This window comes from Amycolatopsis keratiniphila, assembly GCF_000400635.2.
Lineage (GTDB): Bacteria > Actinomycetota > Actinomycetes > Mycobacteriales > Pseudonocardiaceae > Amycolatopsis > Amycolatopsis keratiniphila.
Window position 1 is genome coordinate 4,321,906 of the sequence record NC_021252.1, and the last position, 18,110, is coordinate 4,340,015.

The 18,110-nt window shown below is 69.5% G+C and carries 21 protein-coding genes; 11 read left to right on the forward strand and 10 right to left on the reverse strand.

Features of this window, described 5'->3' with window-relative positions; all coding sequences use genetic code 11:
• Nucleotides 1-19: 19 nt before the first annotated feature.
• The 5 genes from AORI_RS60735 to AORI_RS60755 are packed head-to-tail and all read left to right on the forward strand — an operon-like array spanning nucleotide 20 to nucleotide 3,396.
• On the forward strand, nucleotides 20-958 hold the full coding sequence (locus AORI_RS60735) for a hypothetical protein (RefSeq protein WP_016334295.1): 939 nt from the start codon (nucleotides 20-22) through the stop codon (nucleotides 956-958).
• A gap of 9 nt (nucleotides 959-967) precedes the next feature.
• Nucleotides 968-1,255, forward strand: a complete 288-nt coding sequence (locus AORI_RS60740) for a hypothetical protein (RefSeq protein ID WP_016334296.1) — start codon at nucleotides 968-970, stop codon at nucleotides 1,253-1,255.
• Nucleotides 1,252-2,652: a WXG100 family type VII secretion target gene (locus AORI_RS82920; protein ID WP_016334297.1), complete on the forward strand. Its 1,401-nt coding sequence runs from the start codon at nucleotides 1,252-1,254 to the stop codon at nucleotides 2,650-2,652. The genes AORI_RS60740 and AORI_RS82920 overlap by 4 nt, the downstream gene beginning before the upstream one ends.
• Nucleotides 2,636-3,172 carry a hypothetical protein gene (locus AORI_RS60750; RefSeq protein WP_016334298.1) on the forward strand — a complete coding sequence of 179 codons (537 nt, stop codon included), beginning with the start codon at nucleotides 2,636-2,638 and terminating at the stop codon, nucleotides 3,170-3,172. The genes AORI_RS82920 and AORI_RS60750 overlap by 17 nt, the downstream gene beginning before the upstream one ends.
• Nucleotides 3,169-3,396, forward strand: coding sequence for a hypothetical protein (locus tag AORI_RS60755; protein ID WP_228688386.1), 228 nt, complete (start codon nucleotides 3,169-3,171; stop codon nucleotides 3,394-3,396). The genes AORI_RS60750 and AORI_RS60755 overlap by 4 nt, the downstream gene beginning before the upstream one ends.
• A gap of 239 nt (nucleotides 3,397-3,635) precedes the next feature.
• Here the strand turns inward: AORI_RS60755 and AORI_RS60760 are convergent, their stop codons facing one another.
• Nucleotides 3,636-4,430, reverse strand: a complete 795-nt coding sequence (locus AORI_RS60760; protein ID WP_043848117.1) for a TetR/AcrR family transcriptional regulator C-terminal domain-containing protein — start codon at nucleotides 4,428-4,430, stop codon at nucleotides 3,636-3,638.
• Nucleotides 4,431-4,498: 68 nt separating this feature from the next.
• Here AORI_RS60760 and AORI_RS60765 point away from each other — a divergent pair, with 68 nt between their 5' ends.
• Both AORI_RS60765 and AORI_RS60770 read left to right on the forward strand, forming a co-directional pair.
• The gene (locus tag AORI_RS60765; protein ID WP_016334301.1) at nucleotides 4,499-7,216 is read left to right on the forward strand and encodes a DEAD/DEAH box helicase; all 2,718 of its coding nucleotides are present in this window, start codon (nucleotides 4,499-4,501) and stop codon (nucleotides 7,214-7,216) included.
• Complete coding sequence (locus AORI_RS60770; protein ID WP_016334302.1) at nucleotides 7,213-8,373, forward strand: SWIM zinc finger family protein; 1,161 nt, start codon at nucleotides 7,213-7,215, stop codon at nucleotides 8,371-8,373. Before AORI_RS60765 ends, AORI_RS60770 begins: the two co-directional genes overlap by 4 nt.
• Here AORI_RS60770 and AORI_RS60775 read toward each other — a convergent pair.
• The 6 genes from AORI_RS60775 to AORI_RS60800 all read right to left on the reverse strand — a co-directional run bounded on the left by AORI_RS60775 (nucleotide 8,310) and on the right by AORI_RS60800 (nucleotide 12,977).
• Nucleotides 8,310-8,957, reverse strand: coding sequence for a DUF4865 family protein (locus AORI_RS60775; RefSeq protein WP_043848834.1), 648 nt, complete (start codon nucleotides 8,955-8,957; stop codon nucleotides 8,310-8,312). The genes AORI_RS60770 and AORI_RS60775 overlap by 64 nt on opposite strands.
• A gap of 91 nt (nucleotides 8,958-9,048) precedes the next feature.
• Nucleotides 9,049-9,480, reverse strand: a complete 432-nt coding sequence (locus AORI_RS60780; protein ID WP_051552895.1) for a hypothetical protein — start codon at nucleotides 9,478-9,480, stop codon at nucleotides 9,049-9,051.
• Between the two features lie 242 nt (nucleotides 9,481-9,722).
• Nucleotides 9,723-11,342: an acyl-CoA dehydrogenase family protein gene (locus AORI_RS60785; RefSeq protein WP_016334304.1), complete on the reverse strand. Its 1,620-nt coding sequence runs from the start codon at nucleotides 11,340-11,342 to the stop codon at nucleotides 9,723-9,725.
• A complete protein-coding gene (locus tag AORI_RS60790; protein WP_043848118.1) occupies nucleotides 11,326-11,931 on the reverse strand; it encodes a TetR/AcrR family transcriptional regulator in 606 nt (201 codons plus the stop codon). The genes AORI_RS60785 and AORI_RS60790 overlap by 17 nt, the downstream gene beginning before the upstream one ends.
• A 32-nt stretch (nucleotides 11,932-11,963) precedes the next feature.
• On the reverse strand, nucleotides 11,964-12,422 hold the full coding sequence (locus tag AORI_RS60795; RefSeq protein WP_016334306.1) for a peroxiredoxin family protein: 459 nt from the start codon (nucleotides 12,420-12,422) through the stop codon (nucleotides 11,964-11,966).
• 21 nt (nucleotides 12,423-12,443) lie between these two features.
• Complete coding sequence (locus AORI_RS60800) at nucleotides 12,444-12,977, reverse strand: RNA polymerase sigma factor (RefSeq protein WP_016334307.1); 534 nt, start codon at nucleotides 12,975-12,977, stop codon at nucleotides 12,444-12,446.
• Between the two features lie 145 nt (nucleotides 12,978-13,122).
• Here AORI_RS60800 and AORI_RS60805 point away from each other — a divergent pair, with 145 nt between their 5' ends.
• The 4 genes from AORI_RS60805 to AORI_RS60820 are packed head-to-tail and all read left to right on the forward strand — an operon-like array spanning nucleotide 13,123 to nucleotide 15,815.
• Nucleotides 13,123-13,638, forward strand: coding sequence for a DinB family protein (locus AORI_RS60805; protein ID WP_016334308.1), 516 nt, complete (start codon nucleotides 13,123-13,125; stop codon nucleotides 13,636-13,638).
• Between the two features lie 2 nt (nucleotides 13,639-13,640).
• Nucleotides 13,641-14,408 carry an NAD(P)-binding domain-containing protein gene (locus tag AORI_RS60810; protein ID WP_016334309.1) on the forward strand — a complete coding sequence of 256 codons (768 nt, stop codon included), beginning with the start codon at nucleotides 13,641-13,643 and terminating at the stop codon, nucleotides 14,406-14,408.
• Entirely contained in the window at nucleotides 14,405-15,163 is a 759-nt protein-coding gene (locus AORI_RS60815) for a putative protein N(5)-glutamine methyltransferase (protein ID WP_016334310.1), read from the forward strand. The genes AORI_RS60810 and AORI_RS60815 overlap by 4 nt, the downstream gene beginning before the upstream one ends.
• Before the next feature lie 10 nt (nucleotides 15,164-15,173).
• Nucleotides 15,174-15,815: a class I SAM-dependent DNA methyltransferase gene (locus tag AORI_RS60820; protein WP_016334311.1), complete on the forward strand. Its 642-nt coding sequence runs from the start codon at nucleotides 15,174-15,176 to the stop codon at nucleotides 15,813-15,815.
• A 1-nt stretch (nucleotide 15,816) separates the two neighbouring features.
• Here the strand turns inward: AORI_RS60820 and AORI_RS60825 are convergent, their stop codons facing one another.
• Genes AORI_RS60825 through AORI_RS60835 form a run of 3 tightly spaced genes read right to left on the reverse strand, consistent with a single transcriptional unit; the run spans nucleotide 15,817 to nucleotide 17,673 of the window.
• Complete coding sequence (locus AORI_RS60825; protein ID WP_016334312.1) at nucleotides 15,817-16,656, reverse strand: class I SAM-dependent methyltransferase; 840 nt, start codon at nucleotides 16,654-16,656, stop codon at nucleotides 15,817-15,819.
• Between the two features lie 41 nt (nucleotides 16,657-16,697).
• Nucleotides 16,698-17,108, reverse strand: coding sequence for a VOC family protein (locus AORI_RS60830; RefSeq protein ID WP_016334313.1), 411 nt, complete (start codon nucleotides 17,106-17,108; stop codon nucleotides 16,698-16,700).
• Nucleotides 17,109-17,151: 43 nt separating this feature from the next.
• Nucleotides 17,152-17,673 carry a DUF4303 domain-containing protein gene (locus AORI_RS60835; protein WP_043848835.1) on the reverse strand — a complete coding sequence of 174 codons (522 nt, stop codon included), beginning with the start codon at nucleotides 17,671-17,673 and terminating at the stop codon, nucleotides 17,152-17,154.
• Nucleotides 17,674-18,110 lie beyond the last annotated feature (437 nt).

Sequence of the window (18,110 nt, forward strand, 5' to 3'; positions counted from 1 at the left end):
GCGGCGCTACCCTGCTGCGGTGATCGATACGGACGCCGACGAGGTCCGGCTGTGCGCGCTGGAAGGCTGCGAGAATCCTCTGCCCCCACCCGCGGTGGACGCCGAGGGGAAACGCAAGGGTGGCCGTCCCTCGGCCTATTGCGGCAAGGCCCACGCCGACGCCGCCTCGCGGGCCCGGCGGGCGGCCGCGGTGGCGAGCGTGGCCGATCCGCTGCTGGAGGTCCGCCGGATCGCCGACGAGTTCACGCCGACGGCGGCGTCGCTCGTGGAACTGCTGGACGCGATGCGTTCGCGGTTCGACGACGCCGGAGAGGCGGCGCTGGGCCGGGTGACCGAAGCGGAGTCCGACGCGGCGGCGGCCCGGCGCGAGGCGGAGGACGCACAGCAGGCGATGGCGAAGGCCGACACCGCGCGTGCGGCCGCGGTGGCCGCGTCCCGCGACGACAAGGCGGCCAAGGTCAAGGCGGAACGTGCCGCCGAACAGGCCTTGAAGGACGCGGAGGAGACCCGGCAGCGTTCGTGGGCCGAGGTCGCCGCCCACGAACGAGCCCGCGGTGCCGCGGAAGCCGCGACCGTCGCGGCGGAACGTGCCCGTGATGAGCTGCTCGCGGAGCTCCGGACACTGCGTGCGGAGAAGTCACGGCTGACCACGGAGCTGGCCGAGCGCGACACGGCACTGGCCAGGGCGGCCGCGGAACTCGCGGCACTGCGGGACCGGCTCGACGAGACCAAGACGCGGGCGACGGTGTCCGAAAAGGACTCGGCCGGGCTTCGGACGTCGCTCGCGGAAGAACACACGGCCCGAAGCCTCGCCGAAGCCCGGGCGACGGCTCTCGCCGAGGAACTGGAGCGGGCGCACGCCCGCGCGGCCGCCGATCAGGCGCGGTACGACGACGTCGTCCGGCGGCTTGCCATCCCTTCGCGCGAATCGGCTGTGGAGCCTTCCGAGCTGACGTAAGGTCCCGCTGTGAGCGGATACGAGGTCGAGATCGGTCAGTTGCGGGCCGCGGCCAAGGCGGCGGGATCCGCCGCGGACCAGGCCAGAGCCGTGGAACCGGGCACCGGTTTGGGCGCGATAGCGACGGCGTTGCCCGGCGGAGAGGCCGCGAAGAGCGCGCCCACGCTGGCATCGACGTGCACCGAGCGCGCGAAGGGCTGGGCCGGCGAGATCGACCGCTGGAGCGAATCGATCACCAAAGCCGCCAAGGCGTACTCCGAAAACGAGAACTCCGCGGAGGAGGCGTTCGGAGGATGACGGTCGGCTACCACGACGTCCGCAAGTGGGACGCCGAGGCACTCAACGCGACGGCCACCGACCTGGGTGGTCGTCGGGACAAACTCATCGGGCTGCAGGACGAACTCGACGACGCCAGGAAACTGCCCGACTGGCGCGGCCCCGCCGGCGAGCGCGCCCGCGGTTCGCTGGGCGACACACGGAACAAGGCCGAGATCCTGATCGCGGAACTGTCCGCCGTCGAACGTGCCCTGCAGAACGCGTCGGACGACGTGTCCGCGCTGAAGACCAGGGTCGCCAACAACGACTCCCTCGCCGGCACCTACCAGTTCAGCATCGCCGCCGACGGCGCGATCGTGGACGGCAAACCCGCCGACCCACCGCCGAAGTCACGGTTCGAGGCCGAGGAGCGTGCCGAGTCCCAGCGGCACCGCGAAACCATCCGGAAGCAGCTGGAGCAGGAGACCAAGGCGATCCTCACCGCGGCGACCAGCATCGACGCGGCCCTCGCCCGGGTGATGGGGCTCGTACAGGACGGCCAGATCAGCGACCACGAGGCGACCGATCTGGCAGGCGCCAAGAAGGCCGGGCAGATCGACGCCGGAGTCGTCGAGATGGAGCAGGCGCTGCGCGACGCCGGGCTGCTGAGCGGGCCACCCGCGTCCGGGCACTACCGGCAGTGGCTCGAGAACGCCGTACGCCGGGGCGTATCGATCGACACCATCAAGAAGATCGCCGACGAGCACGACATCACGCCGGAGGACTTCAAGGTCCTCGACGGGATGGAAGAGATCCGCGAGGACGAGGACGGCGACGGGACCTACAAGTCGTACTTCCTGATGCCGGCCGACATCAGCGGGGACGACGCCGCCAAGGCGGTACGGATGACCTACATCCTGAACGCGGGCACCGACTACGGCACCGAAGGCGAGAAGACCGACTTCGCGCCGACCCCGTACGGATCCGAGGAACTGCGGCGGATCACCGACCGGCAACGGGAGAACTCCTGGAGCTACGACGACGACGTGGGTTTCGTGCACGGCAACGGCGGTCGGCTGGTGACCACCCCGAACGGCATGATGATGGGCCTGGGCGGGAACCTCATCCAGGACCAGTTCAGCCAACAGGGCGGGACCGCCTGGGGCGACACGTTCATGCTGAACATCGACGACGCGAAGGATCCGGCGCAGCAACTTCGCGAGGTGGTGAAGTCGGGGCACGCCTGGTACGAGGACGACAACGGCGCGTCCCAGGGCTCGCTCGACCTGGACCGGTTGCTGCACCACGAGGAGCGCCACTCCCAGCAATGGGCACGCGAAGGCTATGCCGGCTTCCTCGCCTCCTACGCGTGGGAGCAGGTCACCGGCGGCAACGAAACCGAGGAAGACGCGGGGCTCACCGATGGCGGATATCACTAAGCGGGCCTGCGCCGCGTTGCTCGTGGTGGCGGTGACCGCGGCGTGCGACACCAAGGCGCAGTTCGCGCCGTCCCTGCCGCCGGAGGCCGGGTTCCGCGTCGATGGCGGCGTCTTGAAACTGTGGACGGGCACCCCATGCGAGGGCGTCACCGGGCTGAGGTTGACCTTCGACTCTGGCACGCGGAACAGCACGGAACAGGTGTGGGCCGCGCCGAAGCCAGGCGTGCGGGTCGAGCGGCTGGACCTGCTGGGCGGTTCCGCCGCGGACGCCGGTGGCCTCCAGGTCCGGACACCGCTGCCCGCGGCGTACGACTGGACCAAGGCGGGCTCGGTCAACATCGCCGTCGACGGCCCGAAAGCCTTCGGCGCCAAGGCCGACCTCGCCCAGGTACTGCGTGAGTCGGCCGGGCATCCGGCGGGGAGCTACCTGTTCGGCCGGAGCGGCTGGATGGAGGCTGCGGACGTGCAGCGCGAGAACCGGAAGTCCTTCCTGACCGTCTGCACTCCCGATCCGAAGTGACAGCCACGAGGGCGGTGGTGCGTCGCGTCGTGCTCGGCGCGTTCGTCGGTGTCGTGGCGGTGATCGTGCTGCTCGTCGGCAGGGTGGTGCTCAGCGCGACCGGGCTGTCGTGGGACCCGCATGGGTACGGGATGTTCGCCGGGATCCTGTTCACGGCGGTCCTGACGCCGGTCGCGCTCGCGCTGTGGCTGCTCTACCGCCGGCTGCGACGACGCGGTAACTGACCCCGGCCACGGCCTGCGTCGGGCTTGCCGACCGGGAGGGCTGGTCGTGAGTGATCTGGGTCGTTAGAACGACCCAAATCACTCACGAGCACCGAATATTGGGGCTGATGAGAAGGTCGAACGTGTCGTGTTCGTGCGCGGTGCCGGTGGTGGGCTGAAGGCTCCTTTCATCGCATCAGACGCGGCGAAGGGAGCCTTCAGCCCACCACCGGCATCCGAATCGACACCTGCGACGACGCTCAGGAGGGAAGCTCGGTCCCCGAGGTACCGGAACCACCGGTGACCAGCTGCTCGACCCCGTCCAGGATCCGCGCCAGCCCGAACCGGAAGGTGTGCAGCGGCGCGCTCGCCGCACCGTGGGCTTCCCCGGCGGCCTGCCCGATGCGTGCCGCCAGCGGGAACAGGCCGGCGTCGGCTTCGGGGATCTCCGCGAGGACGGGTGCGCTGGCCGTCCACCATTCCATGTCCGTCAGGCCGGAGCGTCGCACGAGACTCGCCGATTCCACCGAGCCGCGTGCGATGCCCTGGACGAAGCCGTTGACCATCGCCACGACGGCGTCCATCTCCAGGTCGGTGAGCCCGATGGCGTCGACGGCTTTCAGCTCGCGTTCGTGCTTCGCGAAGGTGTGCGGGCCGAGGGGGAGACGGCCGGTGGTGAGCTGCAGCATCCAGGGATGCCGGTGGTACATCTCCCAGGCGTCCTCGGCGAGGATCGTCATCGTGACCCGCCAGTCGTGACTGGCCGGGGGGTCGGTCAGTTCACCGTGGACCCGGTCCATCATCAGGTCGAGCAGTTCGGCGCGGCTGTGGATGTAGGTGTAGATCGTCATGGGGGAGACGCCGAGCTTGTCCGCGCCCCGGCGCACCGACAGCGAGGTGATGCCCTCGGCGTCGGCGATCTCGATCGCCGTGGTGACGATCTCGTCGACGGTGAGCTTGGGTTTGGGGCCGCGGCGGGGTTTCTCGCGCACGCCCCAGAGCAGTTCGATGGTCCGCCGTGGATCCCCCGCTCCGGTGTGTTCCGCGTCCGTCATCACATTCTCTCTACGGTGTACGGAGTTGTGTTATCCTGAACTGTACACCGTACAGAGATTGGGGTTGAGTGGCGTCTCACGACGGCTTCGGCAGTGTCGCTTTCGAACCGAAAAACCCCCCTCGGACCAGCGGATTCGTCTTCTGGAACGCCGAGGGGAACACGCCGGGAACCGGGGAGGTGACCGTCGCTCTCCCCGAGGTCGTCACCGTGCCGTGTGTCCGGCTGCCGATGGCCGAAGCGCTCCCCGCGCTGCTGCGTCTCAACGAGAGCGACGACCCCTCCGCGCGTTTCTGGAGCACGGCCGCCACGGCGGCGTTGAAGCTCGCCGAGGCGGGCAGGCTGCTTCCCGGGCTCACGGAGTCCGATGTGGACGCCTGGCGCGCAGGCCCGCTGGAACCGGCTGACGCCGCTTGGCTGCGCGAGCTGTCCGAAGCGATGCCCGCGCGAGCGCGGGCGATCCCGGGTGAGGGAAACCTGCTTCCGGCACGGTATCCGTTGCTGCGCGCGTTCCTGGACGCCGTGGCCGACACCCTTCCCCGCACGCCCGCCGCCGCTCAAGCCGCTGGGGTGAAGGCGTTCGCCGCCGCGCCTTCGCACCGCGTTCCGCAGTTGCGGGACTGGGCGGCCGAGGTCGCGGCCGGGCTGGATTCCGGCGTCCGGGTCTCGATCCGGATCGAAGCGCCGGAAGACGACTTCACGATCGGCCGGTTCAGCGGGGTCGTCCAGGTGCACAGCCTCGCCGACCCCGGCGTCCTGATCGACGCCGCCGCGCTCTGGGCAGGCGACGACCGGTTCGGCCCGCGGGCGCGAATCGACGTGATGCTGGCGTTGCGCCGAGCCGCGCAGTTGTGGCCGCCGCTGGAACCGCTGCTCGGCGCCGCGGTCCCCGACGAGGTCGGGCTCGGCGACACCGACATCACCGAACTGCTCACCACCGCGGCCCCGCTGCTGGCCACGGCGGGCATCGACGTGCACTGGCCCGCCGATCTCGCGCGCGACCTGAGCGCGAAGGCGGTCGTCGGCGGTGGGGACGCCCCGCCCGCCGATCTTCCGTCGTTCTTCGCCGGCGGCACGCTGCTGCAGCTCGACTGGCAGCTGGCCCTCGGTGGCGCGCCGCTCACGGCGGCCGAGATGGACGCGCTGGCCGAGGCGCACCGTCCCGTCGTGCGGTTGCGGGATCAGTGGGTGCTCGTCGACCCGGCGCTCGCGGCGAAGGCGCGGGATCGCGCGTTGAAGCCGCTCACTCCGATCGACGCGCTCGGTGCCGCTCTGAGCGGGACCACCGAGATCGACGGTGAACGCGTCGACGTCCTCACCGACGGCTGGCTCGCCGCGTTGCGGGAGCGGCTGCTCGCCCCACCGGAACCGCAGGCTCCGCCGCGAGGCCTGGCCGCGACGCTGCGCGATTACCAGATGCGCGGCCTGCAGTGGCTCACCGCCATGACCTCGATCGGGCTCGGCGGCTGTCTCGCCGACGACATGGGGCTCGGCAAGACGATCACGCTGATCTCGCTGCATCTGCACCGCGCGGACGGCCCGACGCTGGTCGTCTGCCCGGCCTCGCTGCTGGGGAACTGGGAACGCGAGATCACCAAGTTCGCCCCCGGTGTCCCGGTGCGGCGGTTCCACGGCACCGAACGCTCACTCGACGACCTCGGCGACGGCTTCGTGCTCACCACCTACGGCACCCTCCGGGTGGACCCGGAACCGCTGGGGTCCGTCCACTGGGGACTGTTGGTGGCCGACGAGGCCCAGCACGTCAAGAACCACCGCTCCGGCACGGCGAAGGCGTTGCGGACGCTGACGTCGTCGGCGCGGGTGGCGCTCACGGGCACCCCGGTGGAGAACAACCTCGCCGAGCTGTGGGCGATCCTGGACTGGACGACACCGGGCCTGCTCGGCACCATGGCCGACTTCCGCCGCGTGTGGGCGAAACCGGTCGAGTCCGGAAAGGACCCGGACGCCGCGGAACGCCTCGCCCGGCTCGTCCGCCCGTTCCTGTTGCGCCGACGCAAATCCGATCCGGGGATCGCGCCGGAGCTGCCGGCCAAGACCGAGACCGACCGGCCGGTGACGCTCACGTCCGAGCAGGCGGCGTTGTACGAAGCGACGGTGCGCGAGCTGATGGCCGAGATCGCCGGGAGCGAGGGCATCGCGCGCCGCGGCCGGATCGTCAAGCTGCTCACCGGGCTCAAGCAGATCTGCAACCATCCCGCGCAGTACCTCAAGGAGCCGTCGGAAGCGGTGCTGGACGGCCGGTCGGGCAAGCTCGAGCTGCTCGACGAACTGCTGGGCACGATCCTCGCCGAGGATGGCGCGGTGCTGGTGTTCACGCAGTACGTCGCGATGGCGCGGCTGCTGGAACGGCATCTCGCGCAGCGCGGGATCGGCACGCAGTTGCTGCACGGTGGCACCCCGGTGCCCAAACGCGAGGAGCTCGTGCGCCGGTTCCAGGCCGGTGAGGTTCCGGTGTTCCTGTTGTCGCTCAAGGCCGCGGGCACCGGGCTCAACCTGACGCGCGCCGATCACGTCGTGCACTACGACCGCTGGTGGAACCCCGCGGTGGAGGACCAGGCGACCGATCGCGCGTACCGGATCGGGCAGACCAGGCCGGTGCAGGTGCACCGGCTCATCGCCGAGGGCACCGTCGAGGACCGGATCGCGGCGATGCTGCGGGAGAAACGCGCGCTCGCCGACGCGGTGCTCGCCGGCGGCGAGGCCGCCCTGACCGAACTGACCGACGAGGAGCTGGCCGATCTGGTCGAGTTGAGGAGCCGCCGATGAGCACGCCAGATGACCGCGTCCGCGGTTTCCCCGCTTTCGGTGCCCAGGGTGGACGAGGTCAGTTCGCCCGCTCGTGGTGGGGCCGCGCCTGGATCAGCGCGATGGAGGACACCGCGCTCGACCTCCAGCAGCTCAAACAGGGCCGCAAGTACGCCGCGGCGGGCCGGGTCGGCCCGATCACGGTCAGCCCGGGCCGGATCGCGGCGGTGGTCGACGATCAGGAGGGCCAGTACCGCACCGAGGTCCGGCTCGCGGAGCTGACCGGGGACGAATGGGACCGGTTCCTCGACCGGGTCGCCTCGCGTGCCGGGCATCTCGCCGCGTTGCTGGACCGGGACATGCCGCACGACCTCGTCGAGGCCGCCGACGACGCCGGGGTGCATCTGCTGCCCGGGATCGGTGACCTCGATCCGGACTGCGACTGCCCCGGCTGGGAGCTGCCGTGCCGTCACGCCGCGGCGCTGTCGTTCCAGGCGTCGTGGCTGCTCGACGCCGACCCCTTCGTGCTGTTGCTGATGCGCGGCAAGGGGGAGCGGGAGCTGCTCGACGAGTTGCAGCGGCGCAACGCGCCCCGGTTCGTGCGCACCGGTGACGACGACATCGACGCCGAGCGGGCGTACGCCGACGAGCCCGGCCCGTTGCCGGATCTCGCCGCGTTCGCGCCCACCGGAGGCCCGACCGTGCCCGGGGCACCCGGCATCCCGGCCGAGGCCTTCGCCCTGCTGGTCGCCAACGCGGGACAGATGGCCGGTGCGCTGCTGGAGTCGCAGCCGAAGCTCACCCGCAAGCAGGACGCCGTCCGGCTCGCCGCGACTCGTCCGGAGGCCGCCGACAGGCTGCGCCCGGCCGAGAACGGTGAGGACTTCGACCGCTCGGTGCTCGCCTGGCGGCACGGTGGCCGAGCCGGTCTCGAGGTCCTGGAGACCGCGTGGACACCGCCGTCACAGGCGATGGGCCGGGCGCGGGCCGCCTTCGCCGAGGTCGTGGACAATCCGGGTGAAGGCCTGGACGTCGAACGCAACCACTGCACCGTCCACGGAACCGGGGTGCAGGTGCGGCTGGGCAAGGACGGGCTCTGGTACCCGTACCGGGATCAGTGGCCCGCCGGTCCGCCTGAAGCCGATCCCGGTGCGCTGTTCGCCGCGCTGCTCGGCTGATCCCACTGCCGTCCTCGCCGCAGCCGATCCAGGTGCGGCGAGGACAGGTGGAGGATCCGGTACCGGACCTCGTCCGACTCCGGTGCCTCGCCTGCCCAGAGGGTGTAGCGGACGACCTGCCAGGTTCGCGGGTCGACGGCCAGCGCGCCCGAATGCGCGCCGTCCTGGCGCAGGTGCTCGTGAAGCCCGTCGAGAGCTTCGCCGAGGAAGGCCACGGGGTCGGTCTCGTCGGGGATCCGCATGACGTGCTTTCCCGCCGCGACCGGGGAAGCGCCGAACGCGGGTCCCTCCTCGAAGCCGAGCACGGTCCAGTGCTGCACGGCGGGACGCCCGAAGGATTCGACGATGCCGCTGAACGGGCCGCCGAAGAGGAAGGCGTTCATCCCGGCTTCGTCGTGCCACAGGTAGAAGGGCGAGTACTGGTTCAGCGTCGAGCCGTCGACGCCGCGCTCACGGATCCCGTAGACCTTCAGCCCCAGACCGCCGAAGTCGTCGAGCAGATGTCCGCGGGTGGCGACGCGGTCGCGGATGATGCCCATGTCGTAGTCGGCGGGGAGGGTGATCTCGTACTGCATCGCATGCATGGCGTACATACTAGTAGGTACAGAACGCACCTTCGTCCCAAACCGTGGTGGCCGTTGAGAGGCCCCTTGGCGCTCTCCGTGATGCGCGTGGCTATTTCCGGCTGAGCCGGACGATCCCTTCGTCGCCCTGCACCGCGACGACGACGATCACCTGCCGGTTGATCTGATGGGCCATCCCCGGCGGACCGGACACCGCGGCGCCCATTCCGCCCGAAGCCGGGGCGAGCCCCACCTTCCCGGCCTGGACCGTGACCGAGAGCGGTCCGGCGCCGCCGTCGTTGGGGATCTGGTCCCCGGTCCGGACGACCACCTCGCACTCACCGTCGGCGCAGGACCTCAGATCCCGTCCGTCCGCCGCCACGAACGGCGCGCCGGACGGGGCCGCCGCCCCCAACATCGGCGCGCTCTCCGCGGAAGTCTCCGGACTCGCCGCCGAGAAGATCGGCGTCGGGGCGGCCGTCGCGCAACCGGCGGCGAACAGCGCCACGGGAACCAGGACCAGGCATCTTCGGCGATAAACCATGACCGAGGAACGTAGCCGACCCAAGAGCCCTTGCATGCACCCGAATTCCGCAATCCTGCGGCTGTTCGCAGTGCTGAGCGGCGGTCCGGCCGGGTGAATCGGCCGGACCGCCGCTGCACGTGGTCATACGGGTACCGAGAGTCCGGAATGTGTTCGCCGCCCGATCACGCGAGATACGTCTCCAATCACGCGAGTGCGCCGTCCAATCACGCGAGATCGCCGATCGCGCACGACGCCTCCGCTCAGACCTCCGCGCGGGAGATGATCGCCCGCGTGTCCACTCCGGACGGAAGCGTCCCGAACGCGACACCCCAGTCGCCGCCCAGCCGCGACGCGCAGAACGCGTCGGCCACCGCCGGCGTCCCGTGCCGCACCAGCAGCGAACCCTGCAGCACCAGCGCCATCGACTCGACCAGCCGCCGCGCCCGGTACTCGATGTCCGACAGATCGGACAGCTCCTTGCGCAGCCTGCCCACCGCGTCGTCCAGCCGCGCGTCGGCACCGGACGCCTGCTCGACCTCGGTGAAATACGCCGCCACCGACTCCGGCTGCTTCGCCATCGCCCGCAGCGCGTCCAGCGCCGCGACGTTGCCCGAGCCCTCCCAGATCGACATCAGCGGAGCCTCACGGTAGAGCCGCGGCATCCCCGATTCCTCGACGTACCCGTTCCCGCCCAGGCATTCCAGCGCCTCCACCGCGTGCGACGGACCGCGCTTGCACACCCAGTACTTCGTCACCGCCAAGCCCAGCCGCCGGAACGCCTGCTCCTGCTCGTCATCCGGCCGGTCGGTGGCCGACGCCAGCCGCATCCCGACCGTCGTCGCCGCCTCGGACTCCACGACGAGATCCGCCAGCACATTGCCCATCAGCGGCTGATCCACCAGATTCGCCCCGAACGCGCGACGATGCCGCGCGTGGTGGATCGCCCGCACGGCGCCGTACCGCATCCCCGCGGCGCTCCCGACCGCGCAGTCCAGCCGGGTGTTGTTCACCATCTCGATGATGGTGCGCACCCCGCGCCCCTCCTCGCCGATCAGCCAGCCGATCGCGTCGTCGTACTCGATCTCCGACGACGCGTTGGACCGGTTGCCCAGCTTGTCCTTCAGCCGCTGGAGCCGGATCCCGTTGCGCGAGCCGTCCGGCAGGACACGGGGGAGCAGGAAGCACGACAGCCCGCCCGGCGCCTGGGCCAGCGTCAGGAACATGTCCGACATCGGCGCCGAGGTGAACCACTTGTGCCCGACGATCACGTAGCTGCCGTCACTCAGCGGACGCGCCGTGGTGGTGTTCGCCCGGACGTCGGAACCGCCCTGCTTCTCCGTCATCGACATCCCGGCGATGAGCCCGCGCTTCGAACTCGGCTCACGCAGCCCGAAGTCGTAATCCGTCGCCGCCAGCAACGGCTCGTATCGCTCGGACAGCTCAGGGTTGAACCGCAACGCGGGCACCGCCGCGTACGTCATCGAAATCGGGCACGTGTGCCCCGCGTCGACCTGCCCCCACACGTACATCTTCGCCGCCCGCGCCGCGTGCGCGCCCGGACGGGGATCCCGCCACGGCGCCGCGTGCAGCCCATAGGACACCGCGACGTCCATCAGCTCGTGCCAGTACGGGTGGAACTCGACCTCGTCGATCCGGTTCCCGACCCGGTCGTGCGTCCGCAACACCGGCTCGTTCTCGTTGACCAGCCTGCCCCACTCCTGCGCCTGCTCGCTCCCGGCGAGCCTGCCGAGCGCGTGCACCTCGGCCACCGCCCAGCCCGCGCCCGCCCGCTCCAGCCCCTCCAGCAGGGCCGGATCGGCGGCGACGTCGTACTCCGCCAGCGGCGGGACCTGATTGGTGACCTCATGAGTGACCGGCATCGGAACCTCCCAAGGAACGCAGGACGAAAGTGCGCAGCCCGGACACCTCGTCCGCGCCGCCGGTGGTCAACGGGCCGATCAGCACCTCGGCGGCCGCGCCGACGAGCGCCGCCGCGGTGACGTCCGCGTCCTGGGCCGGCAGGACCCCGGACCGGACACCGTCGGCCACGTGCTGGGCCACGACGTCACGGAACGCACGCCGGAACACCAGCCGCTCGGCCTCGATCGGCGCGTCCACGGGCTCGGCCAGCAGCGCGTACGCCATCCGCGGGGTCTTCAACGCCCGGCTCGCGAAGGTGTCGAAGACCGCCACGACCCGCTCCGCGGGCGTACCGGGCCGCTCCGACACCTCGCGCACAGCCTCGACCTCACGCGTGACGACCTTGCGGAACAACTCCACGACCAGCGCGGCCTTGGTGGGGTAGTGGCGGTACACGCTGCCGACCGCCACGCCCGCGCGTTCCGCGACCGCCGCCACCGAGCAGCCCGCGTACCCGCGCTCGGCCAACTGCTCCATGGCGGCGGCCAGGACGGCGTCGCGCTGAGCGTCCAACCGCTCCTGGACCTTCGGTGTACGTCGATACGGCACCCAAGAAGTGAAGCACCGATTCACACCTTCAGTCAACGCACCCTGGCGAGCCCTTCGACGGCCTTGGCGATGCCCTTCTTGTCATAAGCGCCGGTCGGCATGGTCGCCGCATGAGCGTGACGGACCACCCCGTCCCGGTCGAACAGCACACTGCCCGACTGCTGCAGCAGCTTCTTCCCCAATCCGAAGGCCTCGTGCGGCGTACCGCCCCGACCGGTCACCACCCGGAACGGCACCCCGCGCTTCGCCCGCCACGCCTTGGCCTCCGCCCGGTCCTCCGGGACGGCGACCAGCACCCGCACGTCGGCGGCGGCCAGTTCCTCCGCACGCGCCACGAGATCCTTCACATGGCCGTTGCACACCGGGCACGACGTCGACCGCATGAAGTAGATCAACACGGCGCCCGTGCCACGGAACTCCGCAAGCCGCACGGCCTGCCCGGACGTGTCCACCAGAACGACATCAGGCACCGTGGAACCGATTTCGAGCATTGAAGACTCCTCAACAGAAGGTCAGGAAGAGGGGATGTCGAGAGAGGCACGAACCGCCGCCCGCGCGCGATGCAGCCGGGACTTCATCGCGGCCGGGCTCAGCCCGAGCGCGTCGGCCACCGCACGGCCCGAATGGCCCTGGATGTCACGCATGATCAAGACGCGACGCTGATCGGCGGGCAACTCGGCGATCGCCGCGGCCACCCGCTGCGCCTCCAGCCGATCCAAGGCGTCCTCTTCGGCCGACACCATCACCACGGAATCCGCCAGACCGTCACCACGCCACGCCCGGCGCGCCCGCCGGAGACATTCGTTGCGCACGATCCGGAACATCCACGACGCCAGCGCACCGGTGGCCCGCAGCGAGCCGATCTTCCGGTACAGGATGATCAGCGCCTCCTGCGCCGAATCCTCCGCGTCCTCCGGCGAAGCGCACAACGACCGCGCGAACCGCTGCACATGCGGATGGGAACCCGAAACCAAAGCGGCGATGGCGGACGCGTCCCCGCCCTGCGCCGCCACGATCAGCGAATCCCGCGGCCAATCGGCCTCCACGACGAACCTCCTCCCGCGCCGGGCTTGTCCCGGCCCTTACAAGAGCCGGGAACCCCGCAAAAGGATTCAGCCCCTTTCACGTGACCCCGCTCACCCCAGCCGGCGCACCACGAACCCCACGTCACCCGATGGCATGATCGCCGCTATGACATGGACCGCCCCCGAGGTGACCCGACCGTCCGGCGACACCGCCGCCGACGAGCGGATCCTCCTGCCCTCCCTGCTGACCTGGCACCGCAGCACCTTCCTCCACAAGCTGGCCGGTCTCACCGGAGAACAACTCGCCACGGCGTCGGTCCCGCCGTCGAACATGACCCTCCTCGGCCTCGTCCGGCACCTCGCCAAGGTCGAACGCTTCTGGTTCCGCCTGCGCTACGCCGCACAGGACATCGAACCCCTCTACGACCCCGCCCTCGGCAAGGACCACGACTTCGAAGTCCTCGACGCCGCCAAAGCCGAAGAGGCCTACGACATCCTCCTCGAAGAGATCCGGCTGGCCGACGAGGCCGCCGCCGAAGGATCCCTCGACGACACCTTCGACCTCGGCGGAAACCCCTTCTCACTCCGCATGCTCTACCTCCACATGATCGGCGAATACGCCCGCCACAACGGGCACGCCGACCTCATCCGCGAACGCGTCGACGGCCACACGGGAGCCTGACCATGGACTACGGATTCATCGGCGCGGGGGAGATCACCGCCGCCATCGTCGAAGGCCTCAGCAAGGACATCACCGACCCGCCACGGATCTTCCTCTCACCCCGCAGCCGCAGCGTCGGACAAGAACTCTCCGCTCGCTTCGCCAACGTCGAAGTCCGCGACAGCAACCAAGCCGTCGTCGACAGCGCCACGACGATCATCCTCGCCGTCCGCCCGCCGATCGCCGAAGAAGTCCTCCGCTACCTCACCTTCCGCCCCGAACACGTCCTGATCAGCGCCCTCGCCGGCGTCCCCCTCGACCGGCTGCGCGACTGGGCCGCCCCCGCCGGCGAAGTCGTCCGGAGCATCCCGCTGCCGCCCGCCGCACGCCGCCAGAGCCTCACCGCGATGTACCCCGACAACCCCGCCGCACGCGCCCTCTTCGACAGCATCGGCGGCAGCGTCGTCCCCGCCGCCGAGAAGGACCTCGACATCTTCAGCGGCGCCACCGCCACCTTCGCCGCCCACCTCGACTACCTCGGCACCATCGCCGCCTGGATGACCGACCAGGGCATCGACGACACCACCGCGACCGCCTTCACCAGCCACATCTTCGGCCAGCTCGGCCAATCCCTCGCCGAACAGAACGGCTCCCTCGAAACCCTCACCGGCAAACACATGACCCCCGGCGGGCTCAACGAACAGTTCCTCACCGACCTGCGCACCAACGGCGTCCCCGACACCGTCCGCGAGGCCCTCGACGCAATCCTCACCAGACTGCGGGACAAGTGACCATCATCGACGAACTGCGGGCGGCCGGGTGCGTCTTCGCCGAAGACGAAGCCCGGCTCCTCACCGCCGAAGCCCGAACCCCGGCCGAGCTCGACACCATGGTCCAACGCCGCGTCGACGGCGAACCACTCGAAGTCATCCTCGGCTGGGCCGGATTCCACGGGCTCCGCATCGCCGTCGAACCCGGCGTCTTCGTGCCACGGCAACGCTCCGAACTGCTCGTCCGCCACGCCGTCACCCTCGCCGGACCAGGAGCGGTGGTCCTCGACCTCTGCTGCGGAACCGGCGCACTCGGCGCCGCCATCGCCGCCGAACTCGGCGAAATCCGGCTCTACGCGGCCGACATCGAACCCGCCGCCGTCCGCTGCGCACGCAAGAACGTCGCCCAAGCCGGGGGAGAGGTCTTCGAAGGCGACCTGTACGCACCACTTCCCGCATCGCTACGAGGCCGCGTCGACATCCTGGTCGTCAACGCCCCGTATGTCCCCAGCGACGCCATCGCGATGATGCCGCCCGAGGCGAGAGACCACGAACCCCGCGTCGCACTCGACGGCGGCCACGACGGCGTCGACGTCCACCGCCGGGTCGCCGCCGAAGCCCTCCACTGGCTCTCACCGACCGGGCACCTGCTGATCGAAACCGGCGAAAGCCAAGCCGCGAGCACCGCGGAAGCCATGGCACACAACGGTTTGACCCCCGAAGTGATCACCGACGAAGAGCTGTACGCGACGATTGTTGTCGGTGCCCGGGTCTAGGGTCACCGCCGTGACCGACTACCTCCAAACAACCCGCACCGCCTACGACACGGTCGCGGCCGACTACGCGGAACTCCTCCGCGACCACCTCGCCGGATCCACCTGGGACCGAGCCGTCCTCGGCGCGTACACCGAGCTCGTCCAGGCCGCCGGCGGCGGCCGCGTCGCCGAAATCGGCTGCGGAACCGGCCGCATCACCGAGTACCTCCACCAGCTCGGGCTCGACATCCACGGCGTCGACCTCTCTCCGGGTATGCTCGCCGTCGCCCGGAAGTGGTACCCACATCTGGACTTCCAGCTGGGGGAGATGCCCGGACTGTCCCTTGAGGACGGTTCACTCGCCGGCGTCGTCGCCTGGTACTCCATCATCCACACACCGCGGGAGCGACTGCCGGAGATCTTCGCCGACTTCCACCGGATCCTCGCCCCGGGCGGCCACCTGCTGCTCGCCTTCCAGGTAGGCGACGAGGTACGCCACATCGAGCACGCGTACGGCCACGACATCTCCTGCGACGCCTACCGGCTGACGCCCGAGAAGATCGCCGCACAACTGGGGGAGGCCGGCTTCAGCCTGCTCTCCACCCTCGTTCGCGAGCCGTCCGAGGAGTTCGAGAACACCCCGCAGGCCTACCTGATCGCCCGCAAGCAGTAGGTCAAGGACGCCGCGCCTCGACGAGCCAGGCCGCCGAGCCGTAGAAAACGCCCCGGTCGGCCTGGTGCTCAGCGAGATCCGCACGCAGAGCCTGGATGGCACCGTCCCGCGCGGTGTCATCCAGGTCAGCCAACCGACCACCGTGCTGCTCGACGATGAACTCGGCCGCGTCGTCGACGTCCGCACCGAAGTACATCGGCTTGTTCACCGCCGTGCACCCGATGTCGACGTACCCGGCGGAGGTCAGCAACTCTTCGATCTCTCGCGGATGGCTGAGCGCGAGATCCGCCGACGGAACCTCACGGCCCGCCGCGAAGATCGTCCGGAACGTGGTGATCCATTCGTTGAGCCGCAACGGCTGCCACGTCAGCAGGACCAGGCGGCCACCCGGCCGGGTCGCCCTGGCCAGATTGCCGAACGCGGCCAGGGGAGTACCGAAGAACATCGAGCCATGCCTGCTGATCACCACGTCGAACGACGCCTCGGCGAACGGATGGACCTGCGCGTCCGCCTGCTCGAACGCGACGTTGGGAACATGCTCCTCCTCGGCGAGCCGACGAGCGACACCGAGCATCTCACTCGAGAGATCAACACCCAGCGCCGAACCCGCGACGGCCAGCCGGGCCGCATCCCGCGTCGTCTGACCGGCACCGCAGCCGACGTCGAGGACCCGATCCGCCGACTGGACATCGGCCGCGGCGAAGAAGAGGTCCCGGTACGCGGCGACACCGTCGTTGAAACGCTGCGCGCGCTTCGCCCACAACGAGCCGTCGTCCCCGTCCCACGCCTTCAACATCCGCTCGTTGGACGGATCGACACGCACAGCGGTGCTCTCGGACATTTCGGCAACCCCCAGAATCGGTATTCGGGGATCACCCTAGCTCAGTCCAAGGTGATGTTGACCATCCAGGAGATACCGAACAGGTCCACGAGCGCCCCGGCTTCGTCACCCCAAAGCTGTTTCTCCAAAGGCATCGTCACGGTCCCGCCGACAGACAACTTTTCGAAGTATTCGCGAAGTTTGCCGCCGCCGCCGAGATAAACTGCAACATTGTTGCCAGGGGAGTGCGGCACGTCCTCGACCTGGCCATCGACGTCGCAAGCCATCAGCGTGTATCCGTCCGCGGTGTCGAGACGAGCGTGCATCACTTTGTCAGCGGCAGGGGAGTCGGGCGAACCGAAGTCCGCGATCGTGCGGATTTCCAGCTTGCCGCCGAAGACCTCCTGATAGAACTCCATCGCCTGTCGCGCGCGCCCGTTGAACCTGATGTACGGATTGAGCCGAGATTCCATGACAGGACCATTCCACCCAATACGCGACATCCTGTGTCGTGTATCAGCCGACGCCCCAGTAGGCCAGCCAAGCATCCAGCGCCGGCCCAGACGGGTTGAGCCGCCGAGCCCGGGCGACGTTGTCCTCGTCCTCGGGAACGACCTCGGCCAGAATCAGGATTTCCCCGCGAGCCACGCCGACACCGAACAGTCCTTCGTCGGCCAGCCTGTGCAGTGCCGTCTCCATCGCGCGCAGTCGAAGATCGAACTCGGCCTCGGAGGCTTCGTCGTCAAGGTCGTACACCGCCGGCCGGGCGGCGAACAGATCGCGGACCGGCTTCAGATGGTTCTCACCCAAAATCGAGAACGGCGAATCGGCGTAGGAATAGCGGACCTCGTCAGCGTCGGTTCGCTGAGCCAGCGCTTCGTGCGACCACGCCGACAGTGCCGGACCGAACGCTTCGCCGGGCGTCGTCAGCGTGACGTAGTAGAAGGTGTGGCCGGGGTTGTCGCGGAACAGGTCTGTGACGGCCGCACGGTTGGCCGCGGTCAAGGCGTCAGCGAGGTCGGTTTCGGTCGGGGTCATGGGGGGATCGAACCACATGCCGCTTACTTGACATAATGTACATTATCGGCACTTTGGACGACCTGGATAACGGCGGTTGAGAGGGGCCTCCAGGGTGGGCCGAAAGCGTCCTTCACCGCATGTCACGCAGCGAAAGCGTCCTTCGCCACGTCCGACGCCGACAGGACCCCTCCCGTTCTCTCTGCGGTGCCGGGTGTCCTGAGGCTCCAGGGTGCCTCAGGACACCCCCGAGGGCGAAGAACCGATGCCCGATCACTCGACCTCAATACGTCACTGTGACGAATCGATCCGGACGCCTCGGAGCGAAGATGATCAATGGAGGCGTCAGTCGCGGGCAGATCCCGCCGAGTCGGCCAGGTCGACGATGTCCGCGGCCCCTGGGGCCGGATGTGTCATGAAAGGGTCGTTCAGGACGAAAAACGTCAGGAACGACCCTT

What these genes read in the sequence shown, in the direction of transcription:
- AORI_RS60810 (WP_016334309.1), top strand. Translation starts at nt 13,641, where the DNA reads ATGGACTACGGATTCATCGGCGCGGGGGAGATCACCGCCGCCATCGTC.
- AORI_RS60780 (WP_051552895.1), bottom strand. Translation starts at nt 9,480, where the DNA reads ATGGTTTATCGCCGAAGATGCCTGGTCCTGGTTCCCGTGGCGCTGTTC.
- AORI_RS82920 (WP_016334297.1), top strand. Translation starts at nt 1,252, where the DNA reads ATGACGGTCGGCTACCACGACGTCCGCAAGTGGGACGCCGAGGCACTC.
- AORI_RS60805 (WP_016334308.1), top strand. Translation starts at nt 13,123, where the DNA reads ATGACATGGACCGCCCCCGAGGTGACCCGACCGTCCGGCGACACCGCC.
- AORI_RS60825 (WP_016334312.1), bottom strand. Translation starts at nt 16,656, where the DNA reads ATGTCCGAGAGCACCGCTGTGCGTGTCGATCCGTCCAACGAGCGGATG.
- AORI_RS60750 (WP_016334298.1), top strand. Translation starts at nt 2,636, where the DNA reads ATGGCGGATATCACTAAGCGGGCCTGCGCCGCGTTGCTCGTGGTGGCG.
- AORI_RS60835 (WP_043848835.1), bottom strand. Translation starts at nt 17,673, where the DNA reads ATGACCCCGACCGAAACCGACCTCGCTGACGCCTTGACCGCGGCCAAC.
- AORI_RS60830 (WP_016334313.1), bottom strand. Translation starts at nt 17,108, where the DNA reads ATGGAATCTCGGCTCAATCCGTACATCAGGTTCAACGGGCGCGCGCGA.
- AORI_RS60785 (WP_016334304.1), bottom strand. Translation starts at nt 11,342, where the DNA reads ATGCCGGTCACTCATGAGGTCACCAATCAGGTCCCGCCGCTGGCGGAG.
- AORI_RS60775 (WP_043848834.1), bottom strand. Translation starts at nt 8,957, where the DNA reads ATGCATGCGATGCAGTACGAGATCACCCTCCCCGCCGACTACGACATG.
- AORI_RS60760 (WP_043848117.1), bottom strand. Translation starts at nt 4,430, where the DNA reads ATGACGGACGCGGAACACACCGGAGCGGGGGATCCACGGCGGACCATC.
- AORI_RS60795 (WP_016334306.1), bottom strand. Translation starts at nt 12,422, where the DNA reads ATGCTCGAAATCGGTTCCACGGTGCCTGATGTCGTTCTGGTGGACACG.
- AORI_RS60770 (WP_016334302.1), top strand. Translation starts at nt 7,213, where the DNA reads ATGAGCACGCCAGATGACCGCGTCCGCGGTTTCCCCGCTTTCGGTGCC.